The sequence below is a fragment of the Pseudomonas phenolilytica genome, assembly GCF_021432765.1.
Lineage (GTDB): Bacteria > Pseudomonadota > Gammaproteobacteria > Pseudomonadales > Pseudomonadaceae > Stutzerimonas > Stutzerimonas phenolilytica.
Window position 1 is genome coordinate 123,408 of record NZ_CP058908.1, and the last position, 19,380, is coordinate 142,787.

Consider the following 19,380-nt stretch of genomic DNA (forward strand, 5'->3'; position numbering starts at 1 on the left):
CGGCCACCCGCACTACGAAGGACCAAGCAATGAGCAACCTGTCCTGGATCGACGCACTCGCCGAACTGCAACAAAAAGGCGAACCCTGCGTGCTGGTCACCATCGTCGAGGAGCGCGGCTCGACGCCGCGCAATGCCGGCTCGAAGATGGTGGTCACCGGCGAGCGCCTATACGACACCATCGGCGGCGGCCACCTGGAATACCGCGTGCAGCAGATTGCCCGCGAGATGCTGGCAAGCCGCAGTCGCGAGACGCGCCTGGAGCGCTTCGCTCTCGGCGCCAGCCTCGGCCAGTGCTGCGGCGGAGCGGCCGTCGTGCTGCTCGAGCCGATGGGGCAGCCGCAGGCGCACATTGCCGTGTTCGGTGCCGGGCATGTCGGCCGCGCGCTGGTGCCGTTGCTGGCCAGTCTGCCGTGCAAGGTGCGCTGGATCGACTCGCGCGAGAACGAATTCCCCGCCGAAATTCCGCGCGGTGTGGAAAAGGTGGTCAACGACGATGTGGTCGAGGAAGTCGACGACATGCCTCCCGGCAGCTATTTCATCGTCATGACGCATAATCACCAGCTCGATCTGGAGCTGACCGCGGCCATCCTCGAACGCAACGATTTCACCTACTACGGGCTGATCGGCTCGCAGAGCAAGCGCGCCAAGTTCGAGCATCGCCTGCGCGACCGCGGCTTTCAGCCGGAAACCGTGCAACGCATGCGCTGCCCGATGGGTATCGCCGAGGTTAAGGGCAAGCTGCCGGTGGAGATCGCCGTGTCCATCGCCGGCGAGGTGATCGCCACCTACAACGCGCATTTCGGTGAAAAGCGCGGCGAGAAGCGCGAAGGCAGCGAAAAACCCATCCCCATGCTGGTCCCGGCCTCGCGCCGCGGCTGAATCCACAAACGCCACCGGCGGCAGCGGACTTGCGCGTGAACAGGCTGGCGCCCGTCACGTCAGGACGCTGCCGCGCGTGCAGAAGAACGACAGCGAAGAGAACACCATGTCCCGCACCCAAGCCTACCGTGCCGCCCTGCTCCACTGCCTCGCCGACCCACGCGAAGTGGGCATCGAGCAATCCCACGAATACTTCGAGGACGGCCTGCTGGTCGTCGAGGACGGCAAGGTCGCGCGCATCGGCGCCGCCAGCGAACTGCTGCCGGCGCTGCCGGCGGGCAGCGAAGTCATCGAATACCCGAACGCGTTGATCACGCCGGGCTTCATCGATACCCACATCCACTACCCGCAGACCGGCATGATCGCCTCCTACGGCGAGCAGCTGCTGGACTGGCTCAACACCTACACCTTCCCCACCGAACGCGCCTTCGCCGACCCGGCTCACGCCGGCGAGGTCGCCGAGGTCTTCCTGAACGAACTGCTGCGCAACGGCACCACCACTGCGCTGGTGTTCGGCAGCGTGCACAAGCAGTCGGTGGATGCCTTCTTCGCGGCCTGCGAGAAGCGCAACCTGCGGATGATCGCCGGCAAGGTGCTGATGGACCGCAACGCCCCGGACTACCTGACCGACACCGCCGAATCGGGCTATGCCGACAGCCGCGAGCTGATCGAGCGCTGGCACGGCAAGGGCCGCCTGCACTACGCCGTCACCCCGCGCTTCGCGCCGACCAGCACGCCGCAGCAACTGGCGCTGGCCGGCCAGCTGTTCAAGGAATACCCGGGCCTCTACATGCACACCCACCTCTCCGAGAACCGCAAGGAAATCGAGTGGGTGAGCGAGCTGTTCCCGGCGCGCAAGGGCTACCTGGACGTCTACGACCACCACGGGCTGATCGGCGCGCGCGCGGTGTTCGCCCACGGCGTGCACCTGTGCGACGACGAGTGCCGGCGCCTGGGCGAAACGGGTTCGGCGGTGGCGTTCTGCCCGACCTCCAACCTGTTCCTCGGCAGCGGCCTGTTCGATCTGGAAAAGGTCGAGGGCTTCGGCGTGCGCGTCGGCCTGGGCACCGATGTCGGCGCCGGCACCAGCTTCTCGCAGCTGCAGTCGCTGAACGAGGCCTACAAGGTGATGCAGCTGCAGGGCAAGAAGCTCGATCCGTTCAAGTCCCTGTATCTCGCCACCCTCGGCGGCGCGCGGGCGCTGTATCTGGACGACCAGATCGGCAACCTACAACCGGGCAAGGACGCCGACTTCGTGGTGCTCGATTATCAGGCCACGCCGCTGATCGACTACCGCCTGCGCCAGGCCAAGACGCTGGAAGAAAAACTCTTCGCCCTGATGATGCTCGGCGACGACCGCGCCGTGAAGGAAACCTACGCCGCCGGCGTGTCGGTGCACCGCAAGGCCTGAACGGCAAAGCCGCTCTGCATTGCGCAAGAGCGGCCTTTTATCCGTAGGGTGGAAAACTCGCGTAGCGATTTTCCACCAGCACTTGCCAGAAGGTGGATGGCTGCGGCCATCCACCCTACCCGCTGGTTCAACCGGCGTGGTAATCCGCGTCGGCTTCCTCGAAGCGCTTGACGATGCTCGGCGCGGGCTCGGCGCCCATCAGGCTGACCACGAAGATCGCCAGGCTGGCGAGGATGAAGCCGGGGATGATCTCGTACAGCCCCAGACCGATGAACTCCTTCCACACCACCACGGTGATGGCACCGACCAGCATGCCGGCCAGCGCGCCGTTGCGGGTCATGCGCTTCCACAGCAGCGAGATCAGCACCACCGGACCGAATGCCGCGCCGAATCCGGCCCACGCGTAGGACACCAGGCCCAGCACCTTGCTCTCCGGGTTGGAGGCGATGCCGATGGCGATCAGCGCGATCAGCAGCACCATGGCGCGGCCGACCCAGACCAACTCGGTCTGCGAGGCGTTCTTGCGCAGCATCGCCTTGTAGAAGTCCTGGGTCAGCGCGCTGGAGCTGACCAGCAGCTGCGCGCTCAGAGTGCTCATCACCGCCGCCAGCACGCCGGAGAGAATCAGGCCGGCGACCCACGGGTTGAACAGGATCTTCACCAGCTCGAGGAACACCCGCTCGCCGTTCTCGCTCACCGGGCCGGCCAGCTCCGGGTGCCCGGCGAAGTAGGCGATACCGAAGAAGCCCACCGCCACCGCGCCGCCCAGGCACAGAATCATCCAGGCCATGCCGATACGACGGGCGTTGGGGATGGTCTTGACCGAGTCGGCCGCCATGAAGCGCACCAGAATGTGCGGCTGGCCGAAGTAGCCCAGGCCCCAGGCCAGCAGCGAGATGATCGCAACGAAGGACAGCCCGCGGAACATGTCGAAGTTGGCCGGATTCTGCGCCTCGATGGTGGCCATCACGCTGCCCATGTCGCCCAGCGCCAGGATGACGAACAGCGGCGTGACCAGCAGCGCGAAGATCATCAGCGTGGCCTGCACGGTGTCGGTCCAGCTCACCGCGAGGAAGCCGCCGATGAACACATAGAGAATGGTCGCCGCCGCCCCGATCCACAGCGCCAGGTCATAGGGCACGCCGAAGGTGGACTCGAACAGCCGGGCACCGGCCACCACGCCGGAGGCGCAGTAGATGGTGAAGAACACCAGGATCACCAGCGCCGAGAAGATGCGCAGCAGGCGGCTGGTGTCCTCGAAGCGGTGGGTGAAGTAGTCCGGCAGGGTCAGCGCGTTGTGGTTGTGCTCGGTGTGCACGCGCAGCCGCCCGGCGACGAACAGCCAGTTGAGCCAGGCGCCGATGATCAGGCCGATGGCGATCCAGCTCTCCGACAGGCCGGCGACGAAGATCGCCCCCGGCAGGCCCATCAGCAGCCAGCCGCTCATGTCCGAGGCGCCGGCCGACAAGGCGGTGACGAAACTGCCGAGGCTGCGGCCGCCGAGGATGTAGTCGTCGAAGTTCTTGGTGGCGCGATAGGCGGCGAAACCGATGAAGATCATCGCCGCGATGTAGACCACGAACGTGATCAGGGTGGGTGTACTGGCGCTCATTGTGTATCCCTCGTTAGTTGTTGTCCGGCGCACCGCGAGCAGCTCGCGTCGCGCCCTTGGCAGAGGGCGATGGCACTGGCGCCATCACCTGCGACAGGTCCGAAACCGGCCCGTCAGTGGCGGAAGAGCGTCCGCCATCTGTCCGTTATTGTTGTGCCCCGGCTGCCAAAGCCGCCGAGGGTACCGCTGGTGCCCGTCACATGGAAAATCGCCGTGCGGTTTGCGGCGGCGATTGCCATGCGCTCACCGTGCTCAGTCGTCGCCGAGCGACAGCAGCGAGGCGTTACCGCCCACCGCCGTGGTGTTGGTCGAAGTGGTGCGCTCGTTGGTGAAACGCAGCAGGTAGCTCGGCCCGCCGGCCTTCGGCCCGGTGCCGGACAGCCCGCAGCCGCCGAAGGGCTGTACGCCGACCACCGCGCCGATCTGGTTACGGTTGACGTAGACGTTGCCGACCCGCGCCAGCTGCTCGATGCGTTCGGCGGTTTCCTCGTTGCGGCTGTGCACGCCGAGGGTCAGGCCGTAGCCGGTGCCGTTGATCGCCGCGACGACCTTTTCCAGATCGGCGGCATCGTAGCGCACGACATGCAGAACCGGGCCGAAATGCTCTTTCTTGAGCTGTTCGATGCCCTCGATCTCGAAGGCCACCGGCGCTACGAAATGGCCGTTGAGGCCAGCCGGCGGGGTCGCTTCGGCGATCAGCCGGCCTTCGTTCTTCAGCTGCTGGATATGCGCCAGCAGGCCGTCGCGCGCCTCCTCATCGATCACCGGGCCGATATCGTTTTCGCGCAGATGGGTGGGGCCGACCTTCAGCTCGGCCATCGCGCCCTTGAGCAGCTCGATGACGCGGTCGGCGATATCGCGCTGCACGTAGAGCACGCGCAGGGCCGAGCAGCGCTGGCCGGCGCTGGTGAAGGCGGAGCTGACGGCATCCTTGATCACCTGCTCGGGCAGCGCGGTGGAGTCGACGATCATCGCGTTCTGTCCGCCGGTTTCGGCGATCAGCGTGGCGATCGGGCCTTCCTTTTCGGCCAGCTGGCGATTGATGATCCGCGCGGTGTCGGTGGAGCCGGTGAAGCACACGCCGACCACCCGCGGATCGCGGCAGAACACACCGCCCAGCGTGGCGCCGTCGCCCGGCAGCAGCGCGATGGCGTCCTTCGGCAGGCCGGCCTCGAACATCAGCTCCAGCGCGCGCGCGGCGATCAGGCTGGTCTGCTCGGCCGGCTTGGCCAGCACGGTGTTGCCGGCGACCAGCGCCGCGCTGATCTGGCCGAGGTAGATGGCCAGCGGGAAGTTCCACGGGCTGACGCAGACGAACACACCGCGGCCTTCATGGAACAGCTCGTTGCGCTCGCCAGTCGGGCCTTTCAGCTCTTCGCGGCCCAGTTTCAGGCGCGCCTGCTGCGCGTAGTAGCGGCAGAAATCCACCGCCTCGCGCACTTCGTCGATACCGTCCTGTAGCGACTTGCCGGCTTCCACCGTGCACAGCGCCATCAGCTCGGCGCGGTTGCGCTCCAGCAGCTCGGCCAGGCGTTCGAGGATCGCCGCGCGGCTGTCCACCGGCGTTGCGTTCCAGGTCGGCCAGTAGGCCGCCAGCGCGTCGATGGCCTGGCGCGCCTGCTCGGCGCTGGCGAACTGCGCCGTGCCGACGACCTTGTTCAGGTCGTAGGGGCAACGCACTTCGCTGGCGCTACCGCCCAGACGCTGGCCGCCGATCACCGGCATGGCCTGCCACTGGCGGTCGAGGAAGGGTTGGTAGGCGCTGGCCAGTTCGTTCCATTGTTGTTGGATATTCATGTTGATCCCTTGGGAGTTCTTGCGATTGCCGTACAGGGCCGGGGGCAGCGGAATGCGCGGGTTGCCGAGCGCCGTAAACTGGCGCAGCTGGCTCACCGGGTGATCGATCAGCGAATCCACCGGCACGCGCGGGTCGACCAGCTGGTGGACGAACGAGGAGTTGGCACCGTTCTCCAGCAGGCGCCGCACCAGATAGGGCAGCAGGTCCTTGTGCGCACCGACCGGCGCGTAGATGCGCACGTTCTTGCGGTACTTCTCGATCACCGTGTCGTACAGCGCATCGCCCATGCCGTGCAGGCGCTGGAACTCGAACTCGCGCGGCGTGGCGGTCTGCTCGGCCATCGCCAGGATGCAGCTGACGGTGTGTGCGTTGTGGCTGGCGAACTGCGGGTAGATCACGCCGCGGGTGTGCTCCGACAGCAGGTAGCGCGCACAGGCGAGGTACGAGGTGTCGGTACCTTCCTTGCGGGTGAACACCGGGTAGCCCTCCAGACCCTGCACCTGACACTGCTTGATCTCGCTGTCCCAGTAGGCGCCCTTGACCAACCGCAGCGGGATGCGCGCGCCCAGCTCGCGGCCGAGCAGGGTCAGCCACACCAGCACCGGCAGGCAGCGCTTGGAATAGGCCTGGATCACCAGACCGAACTCACCCCAGCCGGCGATGGCCGGATCGCGCAGGAGTTTTTCGTACAGTTCCAGCGACAGTTCGAGGCGGTCGGCCTCCTCGGCGTCGATGGTGATGCCGACGTCGCGCTGGCGCGCCAGCACAGCCAGCTCACGGACGTTGGCGAACAGCTCGCTGAGTACGCGCTCGCGCTGGGCGACTTCGTAACGCGGATGCAGCGCCGACAGCTTGATCGACACCGACGGTCGCGGGCCGGGGCCGACCTGCGGCTCGGCGCCGACGGTTTCCACGGCGCGGCGGTAATCGGCCATGTACTTGGCCGCGTCCTCGGCGGTCAGCGCCGCCTCGCCGAGCATGTCGAAGGAATAGGTGTAGCCCTTCTCACGCTCGGGCCGGCCGTTCTTCAGCGCTTCGGCGATGGTGCGGCCGAGCACGAACTGCTTGCCCATCAGCTTCATCGCCTGGTTCATCGCGGCACGGATCACCGGCTCGCCGGAGCGCTTGAGCAGGCGGCCGATGACATTTTTCGGGCGGCCGTCGGCGGTGTCCGGATCGACCACCTTGCCGGTCATCACCAACCCCCAGGCGGCGAAGTTGACCAGCACGTTGTCGCTCTGGCCGAGGTGGCGCTCCCACTCGGCGGCATTGAGCTTGTCGCGGATCAGCGCGTCGGCGGTGGCAGCGTCCGGCACGCGCAGCAGCGCTTCGGCCAGGCACATCAGCATCAGCCCTTCCTGAGTGTCCAGGCTGTACTGGCGCAGCAGCGCATCGAGCGTGTCGACGGCATTCTCGCGGCCGCGCACGGTCTCGATCAGCGTGCGCGCGCGCTCACGAATGGCGGCGATGCCCGCCTCGCCGGGATCGGCCAGCTGCAACAGTTCGGTGAGATAGCCCGCTTCGTCGACGCTGTAGTTGGCGCTGATGGTGGGAAAGAATTCTGCGGCTTTCTGGCTGGCGAAGGCGCCATCCAGCACGTGACCGGCCTTGAACATCGCGCCGCTCCTCTGAGGGTGTGTCTGCTTATTAGGTGTAGTTCACGGCCCGGCCCTCGGCGCGATACACGACGATGGGTCGGGGCGGAGACGGAATGTAGGGGCAGCGCCGGCGCGACTTCTTGCAGGAAACTACGGAAGTTTTACGAAACGCTACGATTGCGGCGCGCTGAAACCGCAGCGTCACGAAGGCGCCGCACACTGGCGCGCGCTTCGCCAGCGGCCAGGCCGCAAGGGCGCAAAGCGGGCGCGGCGTGGGGATCAGTCGTCGGTCTGGCGCAACTTGCGCGGGGTCAGGCCGAGGTAGCGGCGCGTCGCGGTGGTCAGTGCGCTCTGGCTGGAAAAACCGCACTCCTCGGCGATGCGCACCAGCGGCAGTGGCGATTCACGCAGCAGCCGCGCGGCGCGGTCGAGACGGCTCTTGAGCAGATACTGGTGCGGCGTGAGGCCGACGCTGTCCTTGAACTGCACGTGGAAGTGGCTGGGGCTCAGGCAGGCCACCTGCGCCAGCTCGGCCACGGTGATGCGTCGCGCCAGGTTGTCCTGGATGTGCGCATCCAGCCGCTGCAAATCCAGCGGCCCGCTCGGGCGCTGCGGCGCTTCGCCGAACAGGCGCAGGTGCAGCGCGCGCAGCAGCACGCCGCCAAGCGCACGTGCCAGCAACGGATCGCTGCCATAGCGCGCCAGCTCGGCACCGGCGTAAGCCAGGAGATTCTGGAAATCGGCATCCAGCGCCGGGTAGCGCGGCGCCTCGAACAGCCGGGCGAGCAACGCGGGGTCATCTAGGCAGGCGTCCTGCTCGTCCAAATCGATGATCAGCATGCGGTTGTCGCCCATGCCGGCAAAGCCGTGATCGGCGTCGCCCGGCACCAGGCAGGCGCGCATCCGGCAGACCTCGCCGCCCGAACCATCCACCTCGAATTCGGCGCGGCCCGCCAGCGACAGCACCAGCTGGTGATAGTCGTGGGCGTGCTGGTGAATCTGGTCATCCAGGCGAAGCAAACGGGCGTTGAGCATGACGAGTACCTGAAGCGGGCGCCGATGCGCCGGGCGCCGCGACCGCGAGATGACGCAAACGGCATCCGGCACTCTACCCGAAGCCGGCGGATGCCGCCCAGCCCCCGCCGGCGGGATTGAAATCGGCCGGACGGCCACCATGTATCCCGCAAGTAATCGCAACGGGTGCCGCATGAACGACGACGTCAATCAGGATCATCTCGAGCAGGAATTCATTTCCTCCAACGGTCTGGTGCTGCCGGACCAGCAGCAGCCGGACAAGCTCTACATCATTCCGGTACATAACCGGCCGTTCTTCCCGGCGCAGGTGCTGCCGGTGATCGTCAACGAAGACCCCTGGGCCGAGACCCTGGCGCGCGTGGCCAAGACGCCGCACCAGCGCGTGGCGCTGTTCTTCGTCGACTCGCCGGTGTTGGACATGGCCACCTTCGACCCCGCCAGCCTGCCCGAGCACGGCACCATGGTGCGCGTGCACCACGCCACCCAGGAGGGCGGCAAGCTGCAGTTCGTCGCCCAGGGTCTGGCGCGCGTGCGCATCCGTGGCTGGCTGCGGCGCAAGCCGCCGTATCTGGTGGAGGTCGACTACCCCAAGAGCGACGCCGACCCGCGTGACGAGGTGAAGGCCTACGGCATGGCACTGATCAACGCTATCAAGGAGCTGCTGCCACTCAATCCGCTGTACAGCGAAGAGCTGAAAAACTACCTCAACCGCTTCAGCCCCAACGACCCGTCGCCCTTGACCGACTTCGCCGCCGCGCTGACCACCGCGCCCGGCACGGAATTGCAGGAGGTGCTCGACTGCGTGCCGGTGCTCAAGCGCATGGAGAAGGTGCTGCCGCTGCTGCGCCGCGAGGTCGAGGTGGCGAAGCTGCAGAAGGAGCTGACCGGCGAGGTGAATCGCAAGATCGGCGAGCGCCAGCGCGAGTTCTTCCTCAAGGAACAGCTGAAGATCATCCAGCGCGAGCTGGGCATCACCAAGGACGACAAGAGCGCCGACGCTGACGAGTTCCGCGCCCGCCTGGAAGGCAAAGTGGTGCCGCCAGCCGCGCAGAAGCGCATCGACGAGGAGCTGAACAAGCTGTCGATCCTCGAAACCGGTTCGCCGGAATACGCCGTCACCCGCAACTACCTGGACTGGGCCACCGCGCTGCCCTGGGGCGTGCACGGTCAGGACAAGCTCGACCTCAAGCGTGCGCGCAAGGTGCTCGACAAGCACCACGCCGGCATGGACGACATCAAGCAGCGGATCATCGAGTTTCTCGCCGTCGGCGCCTTCAAGGGCGAGATCGCCGGCTCCATCGTGCTGCTGGTCGGCCCGCCGGGCGTGGGCAAGACCAGCATCGGCAAGTCCATCGCCGAGTCGCTGGGGCGGCCGTTCTATCGTTTCTCGGTCGGCGGCATGCGCGACGAGGCGGAGATCAAGGGCCACCGCCGCACCTACATCGGCGCCCTGCCCGGCAAGCTGGTGCAGGCGCTGAAGGAAGTCGAGGTGATGAATCCGGTGATCATGCTCGACGAGATCGACAAGCTCGGCGCCAGCTTCCAGGGCGACCCGGCCTCGGCGCTGCTGGAGACGCTGGACCCGGAGCAGAACGTCGAATTCCTCGACCACTACCTGGACCTGCGTCTGGACCTGTCCAAGGTGCTGTTCGTCTGCACGGCCAACACGCTGGATTCCATCCCCGGTCCGCTGCTGGACCGCATGGAAGTGATCCGCCTGTCCGGCTACATCGCCGAGGAAAAGCTCACGATCGCCAAGCGCCACCTGTGGCCCAAGCTGCTGGACAAGACCGGCGTGCCGAAAGAGCGCCTGGCCATCAGTGACAGCGCCCTCAAGGCGGTGATCGAGGGCTATGCCCGTGAGGCCGGTGTGCGCCAGCTGGAGAAACAGCTCGGCAAGGTGGTGCGCAAGGCGGTGGTCCAGCTGCTGGAAGACCCGCAGGCCACACTGAAGATTGCCCCGAAGGACCTCGAGCATTACCTCGGCAAGCCGGTGTTCCGCAGCGAGCAGGTGCTCTCGGGCGTCGGCGTGATCACCGGGCTGGCCTGGACCAGCATGGGCGGCGCCACCCTGCCCATCGAGGCGACGCGCATCCATACGCTCAACCGCGGTTTCAAGCTCACCGGCCAGCTCGGCGAGGTGATGAAGGAATCGGCGGAGATCGCCTACAGCTATGTCAGTTCGCACCTCAAGCAGTTCAAGGGCGATCCGGCGTTCTTCGACCAGGCCTTCGTGCACCTGCACGTACCCGAAGGCGCGACGCCCAAGGACGGCCCCAGCGCCGGCATCACCATGGCCAGCGCGCTGCTGTCGCTGGCGCGCAACCAGCCGCCGATGAAAGGCGTGGCGATGACCGGCGAGCTGACGCTGACCGGACTGGTGCTGCCCATTGGCGGTGTGCGCGAGAAGGTGATCGCCGCCCGGCGACAGAAGATCTTCGAGCTGATCCTGCCGGAAGCCAACCGCGGCGACTTCGAGGAGCTGCCGGACTACCTGAAGGAAGGCCTGACGGTGCATTTCGCCCGGCGCTTCGCCGACGTGGCGAAGGTGCTGTTCTGAGGGGAGTTGTGACGGCAGGGAAAGCCGGAAGCTCGCCTGGAGCTTCCGGCTCGCGCGTCGCTTAGCTGCGCGCGCGTGCGGCGTCGCGCAGTGCCTTGACCTGGTCGTGATTGCGCAGCACGCCCTGGTACTGGCGCTCGACCACCAGCCGCACCTCGGCCGGCAGATCCTTCTCCAGCGCCTTGCGATAGCTCTTCACCGCGACATCCTCGCCACGCTCGCATTCGTTGAGGATCGCCTCGTCGTCCTTGCCGGTGATCATCGACTTGAGATCGACCCAGCGCCGGTGCATGTCGGCCGCCATGCTGGTAGAGGTCTCCGGATCGCCGCCCAGCGAACGCACCATCTGCTGCAGTTCCGCCGCGGCCGTGGCGCAGTCGCGGGCGCGCTGGCTCATGGTGCTCTTGAGCTGCGGATCGCGCAGATCCTCGGCACACTCCATGAAGCCCTTTTCGCCGTCCTTGCTGGTTTCGATCAGGTCGTTGAGCACCGAAATCGTGTCTTTCGTATCCATTTCTCTCTCCTCGGGATCGACTGAAATGGCCGGAACGCGCGCTGCCCGGCCTCAGTAGGGTCGACTGCCGGGCCGGAAAAAAGGTTCAGCCGGACCGCCCGGAGGCATCCAGCAGCACCCACGCGGGCGCATGGTCGCTGGCGTGTTCCTGCCCGCGAACCCAGCGATGCACGCCGGCGTCGCGCAAGCGCGGCGCGAGGTCCGGGCTGAGCAGCAGGTGGTCGATGCGCAGGCCGGAGTTCTTCTGCCAGTGCTGGCGAAAGTAGTCCCAGAAGGTGAACACCGGTTCATCGGGGTAGCGCGCGCGTAGCGCATCGGTCCAGCCTTGCGCCAGCAGCCGCGCGTAGCAGTCGCGGCTTTCCGGCTGCAGCAACGCGTCCTTGCGCCAGGAGCGCGGGTTGTAGATGTCCGCGTCGGTCGGCACCACGTTGTAGTCGCCGGCCAGCACCACCGGGTGGCCGCTGGCGAGCAATCCGGCGGCGTGCTCGATCAGCCGCTCGAACCAGGCCAGTTTGTAGTCGAATTTCGGCCCGGGCTGCGGGTTGCCGTTGGGCAGGTAGAGGCAGGCGACGATCACGCCGTGCACCGCCGCTTCGAGGTAGCGGCTGTGGCCGTCGTCCGGATCGCCCGGCAGGCCACGGCGGATTTCCAGCGGCTCGCAATCGCGCGCCAGGATCGCCACGCCGTTCCAGGACTTCTGCCCGTGCCAGATCGCGCCGTAGCCGGCGGCGCGGATGTCGTCGAGGGGAAAGTCGGCATCCTGCGCCTTGAGCTCCTGCAGGCAGACCACTTCGGGCTGCTCGCGCTCGAGCCATTCGAGCAGGTTGGGCAGCCGCGCGCGGATGCCGTTGATGTTGAAGGTGGCGATTTTCAGCTGATCCACGGCGGGCCTCGTCGTCATGCGTGCAGTCTTCACCTTAGCTGTGACCGCGCCGCACGCCAGGCGTCATTGTCCGCCAGCATCCAGCGCCGGAAAACGCAGCGTGAACCGCGTGGCCTGCGCGTCGCTGTGCACCTGCACCTCGCCGCCATGCAGCTGCATGATCGAACGCACGATGGCCAGCCCCAGCCCGCCGGAATCGCCGGGCTCGGCGCGCGCCGGATCGCAGCGGTAGAAGCGGTCGAACAGCCGCGGCCAGTGCGCCTCGGCGATCGGCGCACCCTGATTGACCACGCTGACGCAGCGCCAGCCCTCCTCGTTGCCGCTGAGGATGCGCACCGCACTGCCGGCATCGGCATAGCGCAGCGCGTTGGCGAACAGGTTGGCTAACGCGCGACGCACCAGCTCGGCATCGGCCATCAACGTGCCTTCGCTCTGGTCGATCAGCTGGATGCCGCGTTCCTCGGCGATGCCTTCGAAGTACTCGCACAGCTGCCCGACCAGCTCCGGCAGCGCCAGCAGGCGTCGCTCGATTACCGTCGCCGGCTGCTCGGCACGGGCGAGGAACAGCATGTTGTCGATCATCCGCGCCAGCCGTTCGTACTCTTCCTGGCTGGACTCCAGCAGCGCCCGGTACGCCTCCTCGCTGCGCGGTCGGCTCAGGTGCTGCTGGGTCTGCCCCATGAGGTTACCCAGCGGCGTGCGCATCTCGTGGGCGAGGTCCTCGCTGAAGCGCGACAGCCGTGCGAAGCCCTGCTCCAGCCGCGCCAGCATCTGGTTCAGCGCCGCGCGCAGCGGCTCCAGCTCGGCCGGCATGGCATCGCCTTCGAGGCGGCGATGCAGGTTCTGCACGTCGATGCGCAACGCCTGTTCGGCAAGCCGGCGTACCGGGCGCAGCGCACGCCGGCTGATCGCCCAGCCGAGCAGCGAGGCCAGCAGCGCGCCGACACCCAGCGCCAGCCAGAGCCGCAGCCGGTAGGCCGCGAGCATCTGTTCGCGCTCGGCCAGCAGGCGCCCGGCCACCAGCGTCAGCCCGGCTTCGCCCGGCAGCCGGCGCCAGGCCAGCCGCGCAGCGCCGATGTCCTGCAACAACGGCTGCTCGCTACCAGCCAGCGGCGGCAGCGCCAGCCGTGGCGGGTTGATCTCGATCAGCGCGCGGCCCTGGGCGTCGAGCAGCCAGAGCAGGCTGTCGCGGTTGCCCAGCATGTTCTCGTAGAGCTGCGGGCGCTGGCGCAGGGCGTCGACGCTGGCGCTGTCATCCAGCAGCGCCTGCATGCGTTCGAGCCGGCCGAGCAGCGCCTGGTCGTCACGCCAGACGATTTCGCGTTCCAGCGAGCGGTACAGGTACAGGCCGATGGCACCGAGCAGCACCACCGCGACCAGCGCGAAGGCCAGCGCCAGGCGCAGACTCAGCGAGCGTGGCAGCAGGCTCATAGCGTCGGGTCCAGCACGTAACCCATGCCGCGCACGGTGTGGATCAGCTTGTGCGGATAGGGATCGTCGACCTTGGCGCGCAGGCGGCGGATCGCCACGTCGACCACGTTGGTGTCGCTGTCGAAGTTCATCTGCCAGACCTGCGAGGCGATCTGCGCGCGGGAGAGCACCTCGCCCTGACGGCTGAGCAGCAGGTGCAGCAAGGCGAACTCCTTGTTGGTCAGGTTGATGCGCTCGCCCTGGCGGGTGACGCGGCGGCGCAGCAGGTCCAGCTCCAGGTCGGCGACGTGGAACTGCTCGATTTCCCGTGGCGGCCCGCGGCGCAGCAGCGTGCGCACCCGCGCCAGCAGCTCGGCGTAGGAAAAGGGTTTGATCAGGTAGTCGTCGGCGCCCAGCTCCAGCCCGCGCACCCGGTCTTCCACCGCGTCGCGCGCGGTGAGGAACAGCACCGGCGTATGCGCCGAGCGCTGGCGCACCACCTGCACCAGCTGCCAGCCATCGAGCCCGGGCAGCATGACATCGAGGATGACCAGATCGAAGGCTTCCTCCTCGATCAGGTACTTGCCGTCGACGCCGTTGCGCGCGACCTCCACGCGATAGCCGGATTCCTCCAGCCCGCGCTTGAGGTAGTCGGCCGTCTTGGCCTCATCTTCCACCACCAGAATTCGCATCGGCTCGCCTCGTTGAATGTGCGCCGCAGGTCGTTGAAGAACGTCAGCGAGGCAGCCAGCGCAAGGCGAAAACAGGCGAAAAAGCGCAGTTTACAAGTGGTAAATGAGCATTTTGAGCCTGTTTTCAACGAAGCGATGGCAACGCAGGTAGTTCTTCAACGGCCTGCTAGGTTAGGCAGTCGCCGCAGGGCGAGCCATTACAAAAGCGTAATGCGTCGGCAACGTTTCTGACGGTCGCCGGGCGGCAGCATGCGCTCCAACGCTCAACCACCCAAGGAACCCGCCATGCGTATCGCCGCCACCCTGTCATTGCTGACCCTGGCCTTCGGCGCCCACGCCGCCCCGCCGGCACCGCTCAGCCAGCACAACGTCTCGCTGGCCCTGGCCGACGGTCTGATTCAGCAGACCCTGGATGCCTGCCACGCACAGAACCGCACCGCGGTGGTCGCCGTGGTCGATCGCGGCGGCAACCTCGTCGCCCTGCGCCGCGACGACAACGTCGGCCCGCACAACACCCTCGCCGCCCAGCGCAAGGCCTACACCGCGCTGTCGAGCAAGACGCCGACCCGCCTGTTCGCCGAGCGCGCCGCCGCTACGCCGGACGCCGCCAACCTCAACACCCTGGACGAACTGCTGCTGCTCGGCGGCGGTGTGCCGCTGAAGGTCGGCGACGAGGTGATCGGTGCCATCGGCGTGGCCGGCGCCGGCGGTGCCAAGAACGACGAGGCCTGCGCCGTGGCCGCCATCGAAAAACTGCTGCCCTCCTCCCACTGAAGAAAAGGAAAAAACACCATGAAAGCACTACGTTCAATCGCCGCCGGCTTGATGCTCAGCGGCCTGTCCGGTCTCACTCTGGCCGCCGGCAATCCGCTCAGCGTGCATGTGCTCAATCTGGAAAACGGCCTGCCGTCACCGGACGTGCGCGTCACTCTGGAGCAGCGTCAGGGTGACACCTGGAAATCGCTCAACAGCGCCGAGACCAACGCGCAGGGTCGGATCACCGCGCTGTATCCCGAAGGCAAGGCGCTGGAGAAAGGCACCTACCGCGTCACCTTCAAGACCGGCGACTGGTTCGCCGCACACAACGCCAGCACCTTCTTCCCGGAAGTTCCGGTGATCTTCGAAGCCGATGGCAGCGTGGAGCACTATCACATCCCGCTGCTGCTCAGCCCCTACGGCTTCTCCACCTACCGCGGCAACTGAGCCGATCAGCGCGTTTCCCAGTAGCCGGGGGCGTTGTAGATGCCTTTCAGGTAATCGATGAAGAAACGCACCTTGGCCGGCAGGTAGCGCTGCTGCGGATACACCGCCTGGATGTCGTAGGCCGGCAGCGCGTACTCGTCGAGTACCGTGACCAGCTCGCCGCGCTTGAGCTCGGCCTGGATTTCCCAGGTCGAGCGCCAGCCGATGCCCAGGCCTTGCTTGACCCAGTCGAACAGCAGTTCGCCGTCGTTGCAGTCGAGATTGCCGGATACGCGGATCGCCACCTGCTTGCCGTCGCGCAGGAAGGTCCAGCCACGCTGCTGGCCGCCCTGCAAATTGAAGGCCAGGCAGTTGTGCCGCGTCAGGTCTTCCAGCACCCGCGGCACGCCCTGGCGATCGAAATAGTACGGCGCGCCACAGACCACGCGGCGGTTGGGGTACAGCTTGACCGCCACGTAGTTGGGGTCGGTGACCTCGCCGATGCGGATGCCCATGTCGTAACCGTGGCGCACCAGATCGACCACGCTGTCGGTGAAGTTGAACGACAGCTGCAGGTCCGGGTAGCGCGCCTGGAACGCCGGCGCGTGCGGGCCGATATGCCGGCGGCCGAACGCTGCCGGCGCCGACACCACCAGATGCCCGCGTACCGAGTTGCGGTCATGGCTGATGCTGGCGTCGACCTCGTCGAAATCCCGCAGCAGCCCGCGCGCGCGCTCCAGGTACTGCTCGCCCAGATCGGTCAGCGACAGGCCGCGGGTCGAGCGGTGCATGAGCTTCACACCCAGATGACGCTCCAGTGCATCCAGCCGCCGGCCCATCACCACCGGCGTGACGTTTTCCTTGTGTGCAGCGGCGGCGAAGCTACCGCAGTCGGCGACCAGCACAAAGCTGCGCAGGCTCGTATATCGATCCATTCGATACTCCTGATATCGACAGAACTGAAGTCTCGGCCAATTCCGCCATGGAATCCAGGCCGGCATGCTTGGGCCACCTACAAAAACTATCGGATCCCTCGAGGAGGAAGAACCATGGCCCGCATGAGAGCAATCGACGCCGCCGTCGCGGTAATGCGCAAGGAAGGCATCGACACTGCCTTCGGCATTCCAGGCGCCGCGATCAACCCGCTGTATTCCGCCCTGCGCGCCGATGGCGGTATCCGCCACATTCTCGCCCGCCACGTCGAGGGCGCCTCGCACATGGCCGAGGGCTACACCCGCACCAAGGCCGGCAACATCGGCGTGTGCATCGGCACCTCGGGGCCGGCCGGCACCGACATGATCACCGGCCTCTACTCGGCCTGGGCCGACTCCATCCCGATCCTCTGCATCACCGGCCAGGCGCCGCGTGCCCGCCTGTACAAAGAAGACTTCCAGGCCGTGGACATCGAGTCCATCGCCAAGCCGGTGACCAAGTGGGCGGTGACCGTGCGCGAGCCGGCGCTGGTGCCGCGCGTGTTCCAGCAGGCCTTCCATGTGATGCGCTCGGGTCGTCCGGGGCCGGTACTGATCGACCTGCCGTTCGACGTACAGATGGCCGAGATCGAGTTCGACGTCGATACCTACGAGCCGCTTTCCGTTTACAAGCCGGCGGCCACCCGCAAGCAGATCGAGAAAGCCATCGACATGCTCTGCGCCGCCGAGCGCCCGCTGATCGTCGCCGGTGGCGGCATCTATAACGCCGGTGCCGAAGCGCTGCTGGTGGAGTTCGCCGAGACCGTCGGCGTGCCGGTGATCCCGACGCTGATGGGCTGGGGCTCGATCCCCGATGACCATCCGCTGATGGCCGGTATGTGCGGCCTGCAGACCAGCCACCGCTACGGCAACGCGAACATGCTGGCGTCCGACTTCGTGCTCGGCATCGGCAACCGCTGGGCCAACCGCCACACCGGCTCGGTCGAGGTCTACACCAAGGACCGCAAGTTCGTGCACGTGGATATCGAACCGACGCAGATCGGCCGGGTGTTCTCGCCGGACTACGGCATCACCTCGGATGCCGGCGCCGCACTGAAACTGTTCGTCGACGTGGCGAAAGAGCGCAAGGCCGCCGGCCAGTTGCCGGATCGCAGCAGCTGGGCTGCCGACTGCCATGAGCGCAAGCGCACGATGCTGCGCAAGACTCACTTCGACAGCGTGCCGATGAAGCCGCAGCGCGTGTACCAGTGCATGAACAACGCGTTCGGCAAGGACGCCTGCTACGTCAGCACCATCGGCCTGTCGCAGATCGCTGCCGCGCAGTTCCTGCACGTCTACAAGCCGCGCCACTGGATCAACTGCGGCCAGGCCGGCCCGCTCGGCTGGACCATTCCGGCGGCGCTCGGCGTGGTCGCCGCGGACCCGACCCGCAAGGTGGTGGCGCTGTCTGGCGACTACGACTTCCAGTTCATGATCGAGGAGCTGGCCGTGGGTGCGCAGTTCAAGCTGCCGTACATCCACATCCTGGTGAACAACGCCTACCTCGGGCTGATCCGCCAGGCGCAGCGCGGTTTCGAGATGGATTACTGCGTGCAACTGGGCTTCGAGAACATCAATGCCGATCAGAGCGGCATGGAAGGCTACGGCGTCGACCACGTCGCGGTGGTCGAGGGCCTGGGCTGCAAGGCGATCCGCGTGTTCAAGCAGGAAGACCTGCGCCCGGCCATCGAACAAGCCCAGGCCTGGATGGCCGAGCATCAGGTGCCGGTGGTGATCGAGGTGATCCTCGAGCGGGTGACCAACATCGCCATGGGCACCGAGATCGACGCCATCAACGAGTTCGAGCCGCTGGCCGAAGGCCGCGCGGACGCGCCGACCGCGGTTGGATTGCTGGACTGAAGCTATGCACCACGGTGGATAAGCCGCAAGCGGCGTTATCCACCCTACGCCACGCCAGCACAGTGCAACCGTAGGGTGGATATCGCGAAGCATATCCACCGCAAGGCAACACCCAGGGCGGTCACCACACCGCCGCCATGCAGAACCGAATTTGATCCCTACAGATCAGGAGAGAGAACCATGCCCCGCTTTGCCGCCAACCTGTCGATGCTGTTCACCGAACAGGACTTTCTCGACCGCTTCGAGGCCGCCGCCAAGGCCGGTTTTTCCGGCGTCGAATACCTGTTCCCCTACGATTATGCGGCCGATGAGATCAAGGCCCGGCTGGACGCCAACGGCCTGACCCAGGTGTTGTTCAACCTGCCGGCCGGCGACTGGGCCGGTGGCGAGCGCGGTATCGCCATCCTGCCGGAGCGGGTCGAGGAGTTCCGCGCCGGCGTCGATCAGGCCATCGCCTACGCCAAGGTGCTGGGCAATACCCAAGTCAACTGCCTGGCCGGTATCGCGCCGAAGAATGCCGACCTCGGCAAGCTGGAAATCACCCTCATCGAGAACCTGCGCTACGCCGCCGAGAAGCTCGAAGAGGCCGGTATCCGCCTGGTGATGGAAATGATCAACACCCGCGACATCCCGCGCTTCTTCCTCAACAACACCTCGCAGGCGCTGGAGATTCGCGACAAGGTCGGCCACCCCAACCTGTTCCTGCAGTACGACATCTATCACATGCAGATCATGGAAGGTGACCTGGCCCGGACGATGGAAAGCAACCTGGCGGCGATCAACCACGTACAGCTGGCCGACAACCCCGGCCGCAACGAGCCGGGCACCGGCGAGATCAACTACCGCTTCCTGTTCGAGCACCTGGACCGCATCGGCTACCAGGGCTGGGTGGGCTGCGAGTACAAGCCGGCCACCACCACCGAAGCCGGCCTCGGCTGGATGAAAGCGCATAACGCGATCTGAACCGAACGAA

At 66.5% G+C, this 19,380-nt stretch carries 15 protein-coding genes; 7 read left to right on the forward strand and 8 right to left on the reverse strand.

Going from position 1 to position 19,380, the window contains the following annotated elements:
- The first annotated feature begins 38 nt into the window (after nucleotides 1-38).
- Nucleotides 39-881 carry a xanthine dehydrogenase accessory protein XdhC gene (gene xdhC, locus HU825_RS00725; RefSeq protein WP_234303431.1) on the forward strand — a complete coding sequence of 281 codons (843 nt, stop codon included), beginning with the start codon at nucleotides 39-41 and terminating at the stop codon, nucleotides 879-881.
- Nucleotides 882-987: 106 nt separating this feature from the next.
- On the forward strand, nucleotides 988-2,292 hold the full coding sequence (gene guaD, locus HU825_RS00730; RefSeq protein WP_077684007.1) for a guanine deaminase: 1,305 nt from the start codon (nucleotides 988-990) through the stop codon (nucleotides 2,290-2,292).
- 127 nt (nucleotides 2,293-2,419) lie between these two features.
- Here the strand turns inward: guaD and putP are convergent, their stop codons facing one another.
- The 3 genes from putP to HU825_RS00745 all read right to left on the reverse strand — a co-directional run bounded on the left by putP (nucleotide 2,420) and on the right by HU825_RS00745 (nucleotide 8,335).
- Nucleotides 2,420-3,904 carry a sodium/proline symporter PutP gene (gene putP / locus HU825_RS00735; protein ID WP_043297555.1) on the reverse strand — a complete coding sequence of 495 codons (1,485 nt, stop codon included), beginning with the start codon at nucleotides 3,902-3,904 and terminating at the stop codon, nucleotides 2,420-2,422.
- Between the two features lie 252 nt (nucleotides 3,905-4,156).
- Complete coding sequence (gene putA, locus HU825_RS00740) at nucleotides 4,157-7,318, reverse strand: bifunctional proline dehydrogenase/L-glutamate gamma-semialdehyde dehydrogenase PutA (protein WP_234302707.1); 3,162 nt, start codon at nucleotides 7,316-7,318, stop codon at nucleotides 4,157-4,159.
- Between the two features lie 261 nt (nucleotides 7,319-7,579).
- Nucleotides 7,580-8,335: an AraC family transcriptional regulator gene (locus tag HU825_RS00745; protein WP_003290113.1), complete on the reverse strand. Its 756-nt coding sequence runs from the start codon at nucleotides 8,333-8,335 to the stop codon at nucleotides 7,580-7,582.
- 172 nt (nucleotides 8,336-8,507) lie between these two features.
- Between HU825_RS00745 and lon the strand changes: the two genes are divergently transcribed.
- Nucleotides 8,508-10,895, forward strand: coding sequence for an endopeptidase La (gene lon, locus HU825_RS00750; RefSeq protein ID WP_138300302.1), 2,388 nt, complete (start codon nucleotides 8,508-8,510; stop codon nucleotides 10,893-10,895).
- 61 nt (nucleotides 10,896-10,956) lie between these two features.
- Here lon and HU825_RS00755 read toward each other — a convergent pair whose 3' ends face one another.
- From HU825_RS00755 to HU825_RS00770, 4 genes are all read right to left on the reverse strand, one after another.
- Nucleotides 10,957-11,409, reverse strand: coding sequence for a PA2169 family four-helix-bundle protein (locus tag HU825_RS00755; protein WP_008567688.1), 453 nt, complete (start codon nucleotides 11,407-11,409; stop codon nucleotides 10,957-10,959).
- A gap of 85 nt (nucleotides 11,410-11,494) precedes the next feature.
- Complete coding sequence (gene xth / locus HU825_RS00760; RefSeq protein WP_234302708.1) at nucleotides 11,495-12,292, reverse strand: exodeoxyribonuclease III; 798 nt, start codon at nucleotides 12,290-12,292, stop codon at nucleotides 11,495-11,497.
- Between the two features lie 63 nt (nucleotides 12,293-12,355).
- Nucleotides 12,356-13,723 (reverse strand): heavy metal sensor histidine kinase, encoded by a 1,368-nt coding sequence (locus HU825_RS00765; protein WP_234302709.1) that lies wholly within the window; start codon nucleotides 13,721-13,723, stop codon nucleotides 12,356-12,358.
- Nucleotides 13,720-14,394 carry a heavy metal response regulator transcription factor gene (locus tag HU825_RS00770; protein ID WP_234302710.1) on the reverse strand — a complete coding sequence of 225 codons (675 nt, stop codon included), beginning with the start codon at nucleotides 14,392-14,394 and terminating at the stop codon, nucleotides 13,720-13,722. The genes HU825_RS00765 and HU825_RS00770 overlap by 4 nt, the downstream gene beginning before the upstream one ends.
- A 285-nt stretch (nucleotides 14,395-14,679) precedes the next feature.
- Between HU825_RS00770 and HU825_RS00775 the strand changes: the two genes are divergently transcribed.
- Entirely contained in the window at nucleotides 14,680-15,168 is a 489-nt protein-coding gene (locus HU825_RS00775) for a GlcG/HbpS family heme-binding protein (RefSeq protein ID WP_054095004.1), read from the forward strand.
- 18 nt (nucleotides 15,169-15,186) lie between these two features.
- Nucleotides 15,187-15,597, forward strand: a complete 411-nt coding sequence (gene uraH / locus HU825_RS00780; RefSeq protein ID WP_043297546.1) for a hydroxyisourate hydrolase — start codon at nucleotides 15,187-15,189, stop codon at nucleotides 15,595-15,597.
- A 5-nt stretch (nucleotides 15,598-15,602) separates the two neighbouring features.
- Here the strand turns inward: uraH and HU825_RS00785 are convergent, their stop codons facing one another.
- Nucleotides 15,603-16,511, reverse strand: a complete 909-nt coding sequence (locus HU825_RS00785; protein ID WP_008567695.1) for a LysR family transcriptional regulator — start codon at nucleotides 16,509-16,511, stop codon at nucleotides 15,603-15,605.
- Between the two features lie 114 nt (nucleotides 16,512-16,625).
- Here HU825_RS00785 and gcl point away from each other — a divergent pair, with 114 nt between their 5' ends.
- Both gcl and hyi read left to right on the forward strand, forming a co-directional pair.
- Nucleotides 16,626-18,407, forward strand: a complete 1,782-nt coding sequence (gene gcl / locus HU825_RS00790; RefSeq protein WP_234302711.1) for a glyoxylate carboligase — start codon at nucleotides 16,626-16,628, stop codon at nucleotides 18,405-18,407.
- Nucleotides 18,408-18,587: 180 nt separating this feature from the next.
- Entirely contained in the window at nucleotides 18,588-19,370 is a 783-nt protein-coding gene (gene hyi / locus HU825_RS00795) for a hydroxypyruvate isomerase (protein WP_234302712.1), read from the forward strand.
- The last annotated feature ends 10 nt before the right edge of the window (nucleotides 19,371-19,380 follow it).